Origin of the sequence: Pseudomonas sp. B26(2017), from assembly GCF_002113045.1 — a bacterium.
Taxonomy (GTDB): domain Bacteria; phylum Pseudomonadota; class Gammaproteobacteria; order Pseudomonadales; family Pseudomonadaceae; genus Aquipseudomonas.
The window spans coordinates 88,023-102,329 of record NZ_NEJJ01000023.1; the positions used below are offsets into that span (position 1 = coordinate 88,023).

16 protein-coding genes are annotated in these 14,307 nt (G+C 60.5%); 13 read left to right on the plus strand and 3 right to left on the minus strand.

Annotated elements, in window-relative coordinates; all coding sequences use genetic code 11:
* Positions 1 to 14 precede the first annotated feature (14 nt).
* Together CAF79_RS27350 and CAF79_RS27355 are read right to left on the minus strand one after the other, a co-directional pair.
* Positions 15 to 806: a hypothetical protein gene (locus CAF79_RS27350; protein ID WP_085701179.1), complete on the minus strand. Its 792-nt coding sequence runs from the start codon at positions 804 to 806 to the stop codon at positions 15 to 17.
* 148 nt (positions 807 to 954) lie between these two features.
* Positions 955 to 1,908, minus strand: a complete 954-nt coding sequence (locus CAF79_RS27355; protein ID WP_085701180.1) for an alpha/beta hydrolase — start codon at positions 1,906 to 1,908, stop codon at positions 955 to 957.
* 130 nt (positions 1,909 to 2,038) lie between these two features.
* Here CAF79_RS27355 and aroC point away from each other — a divergent pair, with 130 nt between their 5' ends.
* From aroC to mtnC, 5 genes are all read left to right on the plus strand, one after another.
* On the plus strand, positions 2,039 to 3,130 hold the full coding sequence (gene aroC / locus CAF79_RS27360) for a chorismate synthase (RefSeq protein WP_085701181.1): 1,092 nt from the start codon (positions 2,039 to 2,041) through the stop codon (positions 3,128 to 3,130).
* Positions 3,131 to 3,161: 31 nt separating this feature from the next.
* Positions 3,162 to 4,307: an MFS transporter gene (locus CAF79_RS27365; RefSeq protein WP_085701182.1), complete on the plus strand. Its 1,146-nt coding sequence runs from the start codon at positions 3,162 to 3,164 to the stop codon at positions 4,305 to 4,307.
* The gene (locus tag CAF79_RS27370) at positions 4,304 to 4,930 is read left to right on the plus strand and encodes a methylthioribulose 1-phosphate dehydratase (RefSeq protein WP_085701183.1); all 627 of its coding nucleotides are present in this window, start codon (positions 4,304 to 4,306) and stop codon (positions 4,928 to 4,930) included. Before CAF79_RS27365 ends, CAF79_RS27370 begins: the two co-directional genes overlap by 4 nt.
* A 91-nt stretch (positions 4,931 to 5,021) precedes the next feature.
* The gene (locus CAF79_RS27375; protein WP_039770173.1) at positions 5,022 to 5,567 is read left to right on the plus strand and encodes an acireductone dioxygenase; all 546 of its coding nucleotides are present in this window, start codon (positions 5,022 to 5,024) and stop codon (positions 5,565 to 5,567) included.
* Positions 5,568 to 5,571: 4 nt separating this feature from the next.
* Complete coding sequence (mtnC, locus tag CAF79_RS27380; protein WP_085701184.1) at positions 5,572 to 6,255, plus strand: acireductone synthase; 684 nt, start codon at positions 5,572 to 5,574, stop codon at positions 6,253 to 6,255.
* Positions 6,256 to 6,333: 78 nt separating this feature from the next.
* On the opposite strand, the gene CAF79_RS27385 is transcribed toward mtnC, so the two are convergent.
* Positions 6,334 to 6,612, minus strand: a complete 279-nt coding sequence (locus CAF79_RS27385; protein WP_085701185.1) for a DUF3509 domain-containing protein — start codon at positions 6,610 to 6,612, stop codon at positions 6,334 to 6,336.
* A gap of 387 nt (positions 6,613 to 6,999) precedes the next feature.
* Between CAF79_RS27385 and CAF79_RS27390 the strand changes: the two genes are divergently transcribed.
* From CAF79_RS27390 to CAF79_RS27425, 8 genes are all read left to right on the plus strand, one after another.
* On the plus strand, positions 7,000 to 8,838 hold the full coding sequence (locus tag CAF79_RS27390) for a long-chain-acyl-CoA synthetase (protein ID WP_085701186.1): 1,839 nt from the start codon (positions 7,000 to 7,002) through the stop codon (positions 8,836 to 8,838).
* A 97-nt stretch (positions 8,839 to 8,935) separates the two neighbouring features.
* Positions 8,936 to 9,454, plus strand: coding sequence for an ankyrin repeat domain-containing protein (locus CAF79_RS27395; RefSeq protein ID WP_085701187.1), 519 nt, complete (start codon positions 8,936 to 8,938; stop codon positions 9,452 to 9,454).
* A gap of 90 nt (positions 9,455 to 9,544) precedes the next feature.
* Positions 9,545 to 10,075, plus strand: a complete 531-nt coding sequence (locus CAF79_RS27400; RefSeq protein WP_085701188.1) for a hypothetical protein — start codon at positions 9,545 to 9,547, stop codon at positions 10,073 to 10,075.
* Positions 10,076 to 10,146: 71 nt separating this feature from the next.
* Positions 10,147 to 10,338, plus strand: a complete 192-nt coding sequence (locus tag CAF79_RS27405; protein WP_003223221.1) for a PLDc N-terminal domain-containing protein — start codon at positions 10,147 to 10,149, stop codon at positions 10,336 to 10,338.
* Between the two features lie 253 nt (positions 10,339 to 10,591).
* Positions 10,592 to 11,467: a polyamine aminopropyltransferase gene (gene speE, locus CAF79_RS27410; RefSeq protein WP_085701189.1), complete on the plus strand. Its 876-nt coding sequence runs from the start codon at positions 10,592 to 10,594 to the stop codon at positions 11,465 to 11,467.
* A 157-nt stretch (positions 11,468 to 11,624) separates the two neighbouring features.
* Positions 11,625 to 11,858 (plus strand): hypothetical protein, encoded by a 234-nt coding sequence (locus CAF79_RS27415; protein WP_085690506.1) that lies wholly within the window; start codon positions 11,625 to 11,627, stop codon positions 11,856 to 11,858.
* Between the two features lie 209 nt (positions 11,859 to 12,067).
* Positions 12,068 to 12,415: a ribonuclease E inhibitor RraB gene (locus CAF79_RS27420; protein ID WP_085701190.1), complete on the plus strand. Its 348-nt coding sequence runs from the start codon at positions 12,068 to 12,070 to the stop codon at positions 12,413 to 12,415.
* Positions 12,416 to 12,893: 478 nt separating this feature from the next.
* A complete protein-coding gene (locus CAF79_RS27425; RefSeq protein ID WP_039769936.1) occupies positions 12,894 to 14,303 on the plus strand; it encodes a circularly permuted type 2 ATP-grasp protein in 1,410 nt (469 codons plus the stop codon).
* Positions 14,304 to 14,307 lie beyond the last annotated feature (4 nt).

Sequence of the window (14,307 nt, forward strand, 5' to 3'; positions counted from 1 at the left end):
GAACGATCATTGGCTTAGCGGTGCGTTGCAATCCAGATCAGCAGCCCGGCCTGAAACACCGCAAACGCCACCAGGCAGGTAATGGTGAAGCGCAATCCGGCGTCTTCGCGCTTGAACTTGCTGACCTTGTCTTCCTGCTTCTTCAGCTTCACTTCCTGCTCGGCCAGATTCTGCTCGGCCTGCTGCAACATCTGTGCAGCTTCAAGAATTTCGACGATCTGCAGCTTTTCGCTGTTCCAGTCGCCCAGCAGGTCACCGACCTGGACTTCCTTGACGCTACCCTTCAAATGCTGGGCGTCGGCGTAAACCACGTCGAAGCCATGCACCCGCAGAAAATGGTCGCGGCGCAGGCGGGTGTCTTCGTTCAGCGCGTCCTTGTTGTTCAAGTCCATGCCGTCGACGGTGTAGGTGGGCCAGCGCTTTTTCGCCCAATTGATGCCCTGGGCGGCCATGAAACGGCCGATGCCACGGTTCATCGGTTCGATCTGCAAACCGCTGTCCGGGCCGAAATGCACGCGTTTGGTCGCGTGGTCGACCCACACGTCCAGATGATTCTGTTCCTTGCGCACGCGCTGAGCGGGCAACTTGATCGCCATGCGCATCAGGCTGTGTTCTTTGCTGTTGCGTTCCGCGTAACCGAACTCAACGAAGCGCAGCGGCCGTCCGCCGGTGTTGCGGTCGGTCTGTAACGGCGCCAGGCGGAGCATCTTGTGGTGCTCGACGTGGACGTCCGCCCATGGCAGCTCGACCGCTGGCGGTGCGTCCTTTTCAGCGGTGGTGTCGGGTGAAGTCTGGGTATCAGTCATAACGGCGAGATCCTGTCCAAGCTGCTTGCCGCCAGCCGGTACGCTGGCGACAAAGGCTTATCGGCCGTTTTTCAAAGTCCTAGAGGGTCTGGGGGCGTTCTCAGCTAGTTTTTACGCGTGAAAACTAGCTGAGAACGCCCCCTAGCGCTTAACGGGTGCGAAGTCCGTCAATAAATTCAAGGACGCGGGTCCCCAGCTCCGCCGCCAGGGGCAAATTCGGGTCCTTGTAGGAAGCCAGTTGCCGCTTCACGTCGTTGGGCACGATGCGCAACACGTGGTTCATGCCTTCGATCAGCGCCAGTTGCGCGTCCGGTTTGGCGGCCTTGAGCAATTTCGCATCATCGACCTGAACTTGAATGTCGTTGCTGCCTTGCACGATCAGCGCCGGCATTTTCAGCCGGGCGAAGGCCGCTGCCGGATCCTGACGGAACAGCGAAATGAGGTACGGCTGCACGCTCGGACGGAAAATCACCTGCAACGGCGCCGGCACATTGTCGTCGGTGCGCCCGGCCTTGAGGCTATCGAGCAGTTCATTGCTGCGCAGCATCAGCGCAGGAGGGAGGCTGCGGGCCAGTTGCCGGCGCAGCACCTGATCGATCGGTCGAGCCGTGCCGGAGAGCGAAATGACCGCCGCTGCGTCGACCTTTGGAGCAGCAAGGCTGGCAATCAGCGCGCCTTCGCTGTGGCCGAGCAGGATCAACGGGCCGAAGCGCGGATCGGCTTTCAGCTTCTGTCCCCAGGCCACGGCGTCCGCCACATAGGCTTCCACCGACAGGTTTCGCTCATCCGGGGTCGCCGCCAGGCTGGCAGCCACGCCGCGCTTGTCGAAACGCACACTGGCGACGTTGTGTCTGGCCAGCACCCAGGCCAATCGCTTGAGGCTGTCATTGCGCCCGCCATCGGGGTTGTTTCCGTCACGATCCGTAGGACCCGAGCCAGAAAGGATCAGGACAACCGGCACGGGGTTGTCGGATTTCGGCAGCAACAGCGAGCCGAAAAGTTCGCCGTTGTCAGTCGTCAACGTGACCGGACGTTGCAGGACAGTCGCCTGGACGAAGCCGGTAAACAGGGAAAGACTCAAGATCAAAACTCGCAGCATCATCACGCCATCATTTGCCAAGGTGCCGGTTGGACTCACCCACACCGCTAAGGTTCGAGGATGAACTACTCGGTTAGCCTGCGTATACTGGCGCGCATCACGAATTTGGGTTCGATTTCACGGAGCGTCCTGCATGTCCGGCAATACCTACGGCAAGCTGTTCACTGTCACCACCGCGGGCGAAAGCCATGGTCCGGCGTTGGTCGCCATTGTCGACGGCTGCCCGCCGGGCCTGGAGATTTCCCTTGAAGACCTGCAACGCGACCTCGACCGTCGCAAGCCGGGCACCAGCCGCCACACCACCCAGCGCCAGGAAGCCGACGAAGTCGAAATCCTTTCTGGCGTGTTTGAAGGTCGCACCACCGGCTGCTCCATCGGCCTGCTGATCCGCAACACCGACCAGAAATCCAAGGACTACTCGGCGATCAAGGACCTGTTCCGCCCGGCCCACGCCGACTACACCTACCACCACAAATACGGCGAGCGCGATTATCGCGGCGGCGGTCGCAGCTCCGCGCGGGAAACCGCCATGCGCGTCGCCGCTGGCGCCATCGCCAAGAAGTACCTGGCCAGCCAGGGCATCGTCATTCGCGGCTACATGAGCCAGCTGGGCCCGATCGAAATCCCGTTCAAGACCTGGGAATCGGTCGAGCAGAATGCATTCTTCAGCCCGGATCCGGACAAAGTGCCGGAGCTGGAAGCCTACATGGACCAGTTGCGCCGCGATCAGGACTCCGTCGGGGCGAAGATCACCGTGGTTGCCGAAGGCGTGATGCCGGGCCTGGGCGAGCCGATCTTCGACCGCCTCGACGCCGAACTGGCCCACGCGCTGATGAGCATCAACGCGGTCAAAGGCGTGGAAATCGGCGCCGGTTTCGCCTGCGTCGCCCAACGCGGCACTGAGCACCGTGACGAACTGACCCCGCAAGGTTTCCTCAGCAACAACGCCGGCGGCATCCTCGGCGGGATCTCTTCGGGTCAGCCGATCATCGCGCACCTGGCCTTGAAGCCGACCTCGAGCATCACCACTCCGGGCCGTTCGATTGACATCGATGGAAACCCGGTCGAAGTGATTACCAAAGGCCGCCACGATCCGTGCGTCGGCATCCGCGCCACGCCGATTGCCGAGGCGATGATGGCCATCGTGTTGATGGATCACCTGTTGCGTCACCGTGGCCAGAACGCCGACGTGCGTGTGAGCACTCCGGTGCTGGGTCAGCTTTGATGGGTGATCTCAAAGCCGCCGCGGTCTGACCGTGGCGGCGCTCCCGTACTGGCGGCTGTCCAGTTTCTATCTGTTCTATTTCGCCTTGCTTGGCTCGACGGCGCCGTTTCTGGCGCTGTACTTCGATCACCTCGGATTCAGCGCCGCGCGCATCGGCGAGCTGGTGGCGATCCCGATGCTGATGCGCTGCGTGGCGCCGAACATCTGGGGCTGGCTTGGCGATTACACCGGCAGACGCCTGGCGATCGTGCGCTTTGGCGCGGTGTGTACGCTGCTGACCTTCTCACTGATCTTCGTCAGCAAGACCTACGCCTGGCTGGCGATGGTCATGGCCTTGCACGCTTTCTTCTGGCACGCGGTGCTGCCGCAGTTCGAAGTCATCACCTTGGCGCATTTACAGGGCCAGACCGCCCGCTACAGTCAGATTCGCCTGTGGGGCTCGATCGGTTTCATCATCACCGTGGTCGCCCTCGGGCGCCTGTTCGAATGGCTCAGCCTCGACACTTACCCGGCGGCGCTGGTGTTGATCATGGCCGGCATCGTGCTCAGCAGTTTGTGGGTGCCGAACGCTCAGCCGCCTCAGGGTAACCGGCCGACGGGCGAAGGCTTTCTCAAACAGTTGCGCAATCCCGGCGTGTTGGCGTTCTACGGTTGCGTGGCGCTGATGCAGATGAGTCACGGGCCGTATTACACGTTTCTGACCTTGCACCTCGAACGACTGGGTTACAGCCGTGGCGTGATCGGCATGCTCTGGGCGGTCGGCGTGGTGGCGGAAGTGCTGATGTTCATGGCCATGAGCCGGATCCTTGCGCGTTTTTCCCTGCGACGGGTGCTGATGGCAAGTTTTCTGCTGGCGGCGCTGCGCTGGTTGCTGCTAGGTTCGTTCGCCGAATTCCTGTGGATCCTGTTGTTTGCCCAGGTGCTGCACGCGGCGACGTTCGGCAGCTTTCATGCGGCTGCCATCGCGTTCGTGCAACGTAGCTTCGGCGCGCGCCAGCAAGGGCAGGGCCAGGCGTTGTACGCAGCGCTGGCCGGCACGGGCGGAGCGCTCGGCGCGTTGTATTCCGGCTACAGCTGGAATGCCCTCGGCGCGACATTGACCTTTAGTATTGCCAGTCTCGCAGCGCTCGCCGCTGCCGTTATCATTGCCATTCGAATGCAAGAGGACAGGCCATGAGCCTTACCCGTGAACAGCTCGCCCAGCAAATTGTCGACGCCGGGCGTTTTCTTTATGGTCGCGGCTGGTCGCCGGCCACCAGCAGCAATTACTCGACGCGCCTGTCACCGAGCGAAGCGCTGCTGACCGTGTCCGGCAAGCACAAGGGCCAGTTGGGTCTGGACGATGTGCTCGCTACCGACCTGTCCGGCAACAGCCTGGAACCGGGCAAAAAACCGTCCGCCGAAACTCTGCTGCACACCCAGCTCTATAGCTGGCGTCCGGAAATCGGCGCCGTGTTGCACACCCATTCGGTGAACGCCACGGTGCTGTCGCGCCTGACGCCGGAAGACTTTATCGAGTTCGAAGACTACGAACTGCAAAAGGCCTTCAGCGGCATCTCCACCCACGAATCCCGGGTGCGCGTGCCGATCTTCGACAACGATCAGGACATTGCGCGCCTTGCCGCCAAGGTGCAGCCTTGGCTCGACGCCCATTCCGATTGCGTCGGTTATCTGATTCGTGGCCACGGCCTCTACACCTGGGGCGCGCAGATGAGCGACGCGTTGCGCCAGATCGAGGCCTTTGAATTCCTGTTTGAATGCGAGTTGAAGACCCGCAGCGTCATGAACCGCCAAGGCTGACTTCACCAGAACCAGCCCATTTGCCTGATGAATGCAGTGCCCGACCGGTCTGAAAGAACCGGACGGCAAGGCCGATACCGAGGAGTGCCCCATGAGCAGCCTGTCCGTCTATCACGTTTCCAGCCCCGAAATTCCGAACAAGGTGCTGACCCATTTCGAAGACATCGCCTCGACCCTGGCCGAGCAGGGCGTACGCTTCGACCGCTGGCAGGCCGCCGCGAAAATCCAGCCCGGTGCCAGCCAGGAAGAGGTGATCGGAGCCTATAAAGAGCAGATCGACAAACTGATGACCGAGCGCGGCTACATCACGGTGGATGTGATCAGCCTCAACAGCGACCATCCGCAAAAAGCCGAATTGCGCGCCAAGTTCCTCGAAGAACATCGCCATGGCGAAGACGAAGTGCGTTTTTTCGTCGCCGGTCGTGGCCTGTTTACCCTGCACATCGACGATTACGTCTACGCCGTGCTGTGCGAGAAGAACGACCTGATTTCGGTGCCGGCCGGTACCAAGCATTGGTTCGATATGGGCGAGAACCCGCATTTCGTGGCGATCCGTCTGTTCAACAACCCTGAAGGCTGGGTTGCCAACTTCACCGGCGAAGACATTGCCGGCCGCTTCCCGCGTCTGGAGGACTGAGCCGATGTCGATCAAGGTCATTCTCACCGACATCGAAGGCACCACCAGCGCGGTGAGTTTTGTGTTCGACGTGCTGTTCCCGTACGCAGCGAAACATCTGCCGGACTTCGTTCGCCAGAATGCCCAGCGCGCTGACGTCGCCGAGCAACTGGACGCGGTGCGCCGCGACAGCAACGAACCGCACGCCGACGTTGAGCGGGTCGTGGAAATTCTGCTGGCGTGGATCGCCGAAGACCGCAAAGCCACGCCGCTGAAAGCGTTGCAGGGCATGGTCTGGGAACAGGGTTATCAGGCCGGGCAGTTGAAGGGGCATGTTTACCCGGACGCCGTCGAAGCGCTCCAGCGCTGGCATCAGGCCGGATATCAACTGTTTGTTTATTCGTCCGGTTCGATCCAGGCGCAGAAGCTGATTTTCGGCTGCTCGCAAGCCGGGGATCTGACGCCGCTGTTCAGCGGCTACTTCGACACCACGTCGGGCCCGAAGCGCGAAGCGCAGTCATACAGCAATATCCAGCAGGCCATCGGAGTGGAGCCGAAAGAAATTCTGTTTCTGTCCGACATCGTCCAGGAACTCGACGCCGCCAGGGCCGCCGGTTTGCAAACTTGCGGGCTGGCCCGTGAGGGCGGGGAGCTGGAAGGGCATGTGACCGTCGACAGCTTTACCGGGATCGAACCGGAAGCCTTCTGAGTTCACACAATCGACGCGTAAAAAAAACAGGCCGTGAAGCGAAAGCTTCACGGCCTGTTTTTTTTTACGGTGTTCGAATTACATCGAGTGATAGGTCGGCAGGGCAAAACGCTGCTGACTTTGCAGCATGCCGATTTGCGGCAGCTCGCTGGCTTGTTCCGCGAGATCACGGCGGATCGCGCTGATCGCCCACGACAATTGGTCGGCGGCGTGCAATTGCTGATAGGAGAGCACGCGTTTGAACACTTTGCCGTCGGCACTCTTCAGGGTCAGCAAAATCCCGCCATCAGGACGTGGCGCAGTGGTGACGGCGAAGTTGGAGAACAGGGAAGTAAATTTTTCTTGGATCAGGTTCATGTCTTTCGCTCCGTATGCACTTGAATGGCAAGCATGCGTAGGGAGTTGCAGCGATTGTGCCAGTATTTTCGTTTTTAAAAATCCTTATAAATCAATAACATATAAAATTCATTGATTTCTCCTGTCGTGCAATCTGCATGAATGGCCATCGTGCATCCTGCATTTTGCGGGATCGTTGTCGATCTGATGGAACCATTCCGGGCTGCCGCAATCGCGCTTCGTCTTGTAGCGCTGGCGGATACAAAACATTGCAAAAACCGCGTGTACAGCCCGCGAATCCCTGACGTATTTTCGGCCTCGACCCTCGCTCGAGAAGCGCCGGTTGCCTCACCCGATTGCCCGACAATAAAAATCCGGCCTGCACGTCAAGGTCGAACGGGAGCTGCCATGCGCCACGCGCCGAGCGACACGATTACCTGGGGCATGATGCTCCGCAAACTGCCGACGATTGCCAGAGCCATCCCCCGGGTGGTGAAAGGCATGAAGGTGGCCAACGTCAAGGATCCGACCCAAACCTGTGGCCTGGGCTGGACATTCGAGCAAGCGACCCTGCGCAACCCTGATGGCCCTGCGCTGCTCTCGGGCGAGGTGGTGCTGAGTTATTCACAGGTCAACCAGTGGGCCAACCGCATCGCCCACTATCTGATCGGGCAGGGCATAGGCAAGGGCGATGTGGTGGCGGTGTTCATCGAGAACCGCCCGGAACTGCTGGTGACGATTCTGGCGCTGGCCAAGGTCGGCGCCGTCAGCGCGCTACTCAATACCTCGCAGACCCGCGATACGCTGATTCACAGCATCAACCTGGTGATGCCGGCGGCGATCGTCGTCGGTGAGGAACTGCTGCCGGCATTTGCGGCGGTACGCGAGCAAGTGTCGATCCCGGCAACGCGTGTCTGGTTCGTCGCCGATCAGGATACCTTCAGCCATCCAGGCATCGCGCCCGAGGGCTATATCAACCTGATCAGCGCCAGTGCCGACGCCTCGGGCGACAACCCGGCCAGCAGCCGGCAGATTTTTTTCGACGACCCCTGTTTCTATATCTACACCTCCGGCACCACCGGTTTGCCGAAAGCCGGCGTGTTCAAGCACGGGCGCTGGATGCGCAGTTCGGCGAGCTTCGGCATGATCGCCCTCGACATGCGCCCGGACGACATCGTCTACTGCACCCTGCCGCTGTACCACGCCACCGGGCTTTGCGTGTGCTGGGGCTCGGCGGTCAACGGCGCGTCCGGCTTTGCCATTCGCCGCAAGTTCAGCGCCCGGCAATTCTGGAGCGATGTGCGCCGCTACCGCGCCACCACCATCGGTTACGTCGGCGAGTTGTGCCGGTATCTGGTGGATCAGCCGCTCAGCGCCGACGACAGCCGTCACGACGTGCGCAAGATGATCGGCAATGGTCTGCGGCCCGGCGCGTGGGCCGAGTTCAAGACCCGTTTCGGGGTGCAACACATTTGCGAGCTGTACGCCGCCAGCGACGGCAATATCGGCTTCACCAACATCCTCAACTTCGACAACACCATCGGTTTCTCGCTGATGGCCTGGGAGCTGGTCGCCTACGATCAGGAAAGCGGCGAGCCGATTCGTGGCGCTGACGGGTTCATGCGCAAGGTCGGCCGGGGCGAGCGGGGCCTGCTGCTGGCGCGAATCGACGACAAGGCGCCGCTGGACGGTTACACCGATCCGCAGAAAACCGCCAAGGTCGTACTGCAGGACGTATTCACCAAGGGCGATCGCTTTTTTAACACTGGCGATCTGCTGCGCAACATCGGTTTCGGTCATGCGCAGTTTGTCGACCGTCTCGGCGATACCTACCGCTGGAAGGGCGAGAACGTCTCGACCACCGAGGTTGAAAATCTGCTGCTCCAGCACCCGCACATTTCCGAAGCCGTGGCCTATGGCGTGGAAATCCCCAACACCAATGGCCGCGCCGGGATGGCGGCGATCACCCCGGCCGAGTCGCTGGCAACCCTGGATTTCGCCGAATTGCTGGCCTTCGCCCGCCAACGGATGCCGGCCTACGCGGTGCCGCTGTTCTTGCGGGTCAAGGTGAAAATGGAAACCACCGGCACCTTCAAATACCAGAAGACGCGCTTGAAAAACGAAGGCTTCGATCCCGGCCTGACGGGGGATGACCCGATCTATGCCTGGCTGCCGGGGACCGAAACCTACGTGCAGTTGACGGATGAAATTCTCGCGGATATCCGGGCAGGCAAGTACCGCTATTGATATTGGCTATCGGTGGTCTTGGAAAAAAGGGGATGACAGCTATCGCCGCGCTCGGGAAACTATCGGCTTTCCGATTGACCGAAAGTGGAGTTGCCCAATGTCCGACCAAAGCCGCCAGATGACCCCCGAAGAAGCTGCCGAATTCACCGAACAGGTATTCAACAAGGCGCGCGAGGGCGATGCGGTGATGCTGGATCGCCTGATCACTGCGGGCCTACCGGTGAACCTGACCAACAGCAAGGGCGACACCCTGCTGATGCTCGCCAGCTACTACGGTCACTTGGACGCGGTGCAAGTGCTGCTCAAGCACAAGGCCGACCCGGAACAACGCAACGGCAACGGCCAGAGCCCGATTGCCGGCGCGGCGTTCAAGGGTGATCTGGCGGTGGTCAAGGCATTGGTCGCCGGTGGGGCGCAGATCGAAGGCGCTTCCTTTGACGGACGCACGGCGCTGATGATGGCGGCGATGTTCAACCGCGTTGAAATCGTCGACTACTTGATCGACCAGGGCGCCGACCCGAAAGCCAAGGATGCCAACGGCATCACCGCGCTGGACGCTGCCCGCACCATGGGCGCTGTGGACACCACCGCGCAGCTGGAAAAACTGCTGGGCTGAAGCCGCTGGCCGGAACCCGCTCTGTGGCGAAGGCGAGAATGCGCTATCCTTCGCGCCCTCAAAATTCCCTTCGCCACAGGATCCGCCCCCATGAAAGCCGCACTCGCCGAACTCATCAGCAAAATCAGCTCCGGCTGCATGGGCGAAGACGAGATCCTGAAGGTCGCTGACGAAGCGGCACAGGCCTACGCCGATGCCGACGCCTTTCTGACCGCCAACCCGGACATCAACTACGACGACACTTTCCCGATTCCGCTGGGCGAGTGGGTCGTGGTCGGCAGTTTGCCGGAGACCGTGCTGTTCCAGGCCGACACCTACGTTGACCTGTTCGCGCAGATCATTGCCTCGTTCGGGCCAGGCGTCGAGTTCAACCTCAAGCCCAAGCAACTGGCCAAGACCGAAGCGCTGACCGCGCTCAACCGCATCCAGGTGCAGATGAGCAGCCTGAACAAGGAAAACGGCGGTTACACGCTGATGAACTTCAGCCAGTTGCTCGACGACGAGCTGCAAGTGGTGCTGGTCTACGGCAACGACGTGCCACGGGTAATGGAACTGTGCGCCGAAGTCGGCATTGCTGCCGCGCCGTCGCTGGAAGCCCTGAAGGTCGCCGTTCACGTTTGAACGCAATAAAAGGGAACCCTGTGCGCGGCCGTCTATCCTAAAAGTGCATGCCACTATTCTGGAGCGACACTATGGGTTCCACGTTCAACGGCCTGATCGGCCTGATCATTCTTGCGCTCGACATCTGGGCGATCATCAATGTGCTGAAAAGCGGCGCCGAGACCGGGATGAAAATCCTTTGGGTGCTGCTGATCATCCTTCTGCCGGTACTGGGCCTGATCATTTGGGCGATTGCCGGGCCGCGGGGCAATGTGCGGATCTAGTTTCACAACTGAACAGGTTCTTTCCTGTGGGAGCGAGCTTGCTCGCGAAGGCGATTTTTCATTCAGCAAATGTGTTGAGTCGGATGGCCTCTTCGCGAGCAAGCTCGCTCCCACATTTGCCTTTCTGCGGCTTCAAAATGTCGTCTGTCAGCGGAAGGTTCGACCTGTCATCTTCGGCAACGTAGAATGCGCGCCTTTCCCGGGCAATCGAACCTGACGATTGGCGCCCGCGCATTCATCGGAGCACTTCACCATGACCGTCACCAAGACCAGCGAATACCTGGAAACCCTGTACGAAGGCTACGGCCAGCGTTTTCGCATGGAAAAACTGCTGCACGAAGTGCGCACCGAACATCAGCACCTGGTGATCTTCCAGAACCCGCGCATGGGCCGGGTGATGGCGCTGGACGGCGTGATCCAGACCACCGAAGCCGATGAATTCATCTATCACGAAATGCTCACCCACGTGCCGATCCTTGCTCACGGCACCGCCAAACGCGTGCTGATCATCGGCGGCGGCGACGGCGGAATGCTGCGCGAAGTGACCAAACACGCGAGCGTCGAGCACATCACCATGGTCGAGATCGACGGCACCGTGGTCGACATGTGCAAGGAGTTCCTGCCGAACCACTCCAGGGGCGCCTACGACGATCCGCGCCTGAATCTGGTGATCGACGACGGCATGCGCTTCGTCGCCACCACCACCGAAAAATTCGACGTGATCATTTCCGACTCGACCGACCCGATCGGCCCGGGCGAAGTGCTGTTCTCGGAAAACTTCTACCAGGCCTGCCACCGCTGCCTGAACGAGGGCGGCATCCTCGTGACCCAGAACGGCACGCCGTTCATGCAGATCGAAGAAGTGAAAACCACCGCCGGCCGCCTGCGCAGCCTGTTCCCGGACTGGCACTTCTATCAGGCGGCCGTGCCGACCTACATCGGCGGTTCGATGACGTTCGCCTGGGGTTCGACCAACCCGGCCTACCGCAAGCTGAGCCGCGAAATCCTGCAACAGCGCTTCATCGGCAGCGGCATCGTCACCCGCTACTACAACCCGGAAATTCACATTGGCGCCTTCGCCTTGCCGCAATACGTGCTGCAAGCGGTGAACAAGCCAAGCAACGACTGATCCTTCGCGGGTAAGAAAAAGCCGAGGCCGGTGTGCGAAAACACACCGGCCTCGGCTTTTTTTTAATGTTCAAGGCTGCAATCCCCGGGAACGATCAATCCTGACAAAAGTCGAGATAGATGTAAGCCCACTTGCGGGTTTGATCGAGGAGGCTCCGATGTCAAAGTGGAAAGTCACTTTCGTGGACGATCATGGTGAAACGATCGACGAAGTCTTCGAGTGCGAGGAATGCCCCAGCCATGAACGGGCAGCCCGCCTCATCAAGGAACGATTGCTGCCGGTCGCCGCCGAGCTTGACCTGAACGACCTGGAAGGGCGCACCGCCGATGCCGGCGTAAAAAGCCTGAAAACCCAGCACAGCATCGAAATCCGCAGCATCACCCCAATCTGAATCTTCTTTTACATTACTTGCCAGGCCTTGGCAGCGGCTCTCTCTTGGGGCTACTCTGCAAGCGAGATCAGCGAACGGATCGCTAAGGTCTGGTCTTGTCAGCTACATGCTTGTTTCCCGGCGGCAACGCGGTTGCCGTAATGCCTAGGCTGTTCGGCCAGGTGCAGGGAATACGGAAAGTCTATCCATCTATGCGAGGGGGACGTTTCATGAGCACAGCCTATCAAGAAGACATCAGCAGCAGCGTGCTGCGCCGCATGAAAGAAGGCGGTTTCGATTTTTCCCGATTCCATCCCATCGAGTTCTACGCCATTTTCCCGGACGAGGAGCGGGCGCGCAGGGCGGCAGGCAAGTTTCGCGGTGAATCCATCAATGCCCAGGTCAGTGCGCGCGACGACGGCGCCTGGTCGCTGGAATTGAGCAAAGTGATGTACGCAACCTACGACGATATTGGCGATTTCGAGCAGGGCTTTTCGGCGGTGGTCGAGCCTTTGGGCGGCATCATCGAAGGCTGGGGCGTGAAACAGGAGATCCGCAGCCGGCACCGTTTGAACTGATTACTCTCGCAACACGTCGAGCTACGGCTGACCTTCGGGTCGGCCGTTGTCGTTTCTGCACCTTGAACATTGCACGGCAAAACCCTGAAACAAGAAACCGGCGCAAAAAAAAGCCACCTGAAGAGGTGGCTGAAAGGGAAGACCGGAAGGAGAGGAAACCGGTCAGGGTTACGGCCGGGAGGGCTGCCGAGGCAAGCCGGATCAGTGGGGGCTGCGGGCTTCGTCAGGGACGTTTTTGCAGCGGATGCGCGGATTATCCTCAGCCGCCGGCGGGCAGTGAAATCAACTCTGACTATGCTGGTGATAGGCGACGGGACTGCGTCGCAATGAAGCGGGGGCGATCAGGTTGGGGCATTTGCCGCACAGGAATGGTGCGGTGCGTGCGACGTGAATATCCAACCGATTGATATCAAAGCGTTTATGCCGATGGCACGGGCCTTGCGATGGCCTGTATGTCCGGAGTGACAAGGAGTACGGCATGATCCGCACCTATTTTGATGAAATGTACGATGCCGGCGGCCAGATCCGCCCGCATTACCGGGAGTTTGCCCGCTGGCTGGCCGAGACGCCTGACGAATTGCTGGCCCAGCGGCGACGCGAGGCCGATCTGCTGTTCCATCGTGCCGGGATCACGTTCACGCTCTACGGGGACGAGCAAGGGACAGAACGCCTGATTCCCTTCGACACCATTCCGCGCAGCATCCCCGCCAGCGAGTGGCGGATTGTCGAGCGCGGCTGCATCCAGCGGGTCAAGGCGCTGAACATGTTCCTCGCCGACCTTTACCACGAGCAGCGCATCATCAAGGCCGGGATCATTCCAGCCGAGCAGGTGCTGGCCAACGAGCAATACCAGTTGGCGATGCAGGGGCTGGATCTGCACCGCGATATCTATTCGCACATTTCCGGCGTCGATCTGGTGCGTGACGGCGACGGTACGTATTACGTGCTCGAGGACAACCTGCGCACGCCGAGCGGCGTGAGCTACATGCTCGAAGACCGCAAGATGATGATGCGCCTGTTCCCCGAACTGTTCGCCGCCCAGCGCATCGCCCCGATCGACCATTATCCGAACCTGTTGCTCGACACCCTGAAAAGTTCAAGCCCGATCGACGACCCGAGCGTCGTGGTGCTGACACCAGGTCGTTTCAACAGCGCGTTTTTCGAGCACGCGTTCCTCGCTCGGGAAATGGGCGTGGAACTGGTGGAGGGCGCGGACCTGTTCGTGCGCGACGACAAGGTTTTCATGCGCACCACCGACGGCCCGAAAGCGGTGGACGTGATCTACCGTCGGCTCGACGACGCGTTTCTGGATCCGCTGGCCTTCCGCCCGGATTCGATGCTCGGCGTGCCGGGGCTGCTGTCGTCCTATCGCTCGGGCAACGTGGTGCTGGCCAACGCGATCGGCACCGGCGTGGCGGACGACAAATCGGTGTATCCGTTTGTCACCGAGATGATCCGTTTCTACCTCGACGAAGAACCGATCCTGAAGAACGTGCCGACCTGGCAATGCCGTAATCCGTCCGAGCTTTCCCACGTGCTGGCCAATCTTCCTGATCTGGTGGTCAAGGAGACTCAGGGCTCCGGCGGTTACGGCATGCTCGTGGGGCCCGCAGCGACGACAGCGGAAATCGATGCATTCCGCGAGCGGATCAAGGCCAAGCCTCACGCCTACATCGCGCAACCGACGCTGTCGCTGTCAACCTGTCCGACCTTTGTCGAAAACGGCATTGCGCCGCGCCATATCGACCTGCGCCCGTTCGTATTATCCGGCCGCGAAACCCGGGTCGTGCCCGGCGGTTTGACCCGTGTCGCCCTGCGTGAAGGCTCTCTGGTGGTGAATTCATCCCAGGGCGGCGGAACCAAGGACACCTGGGTGGTCGAGGATTGAAGGA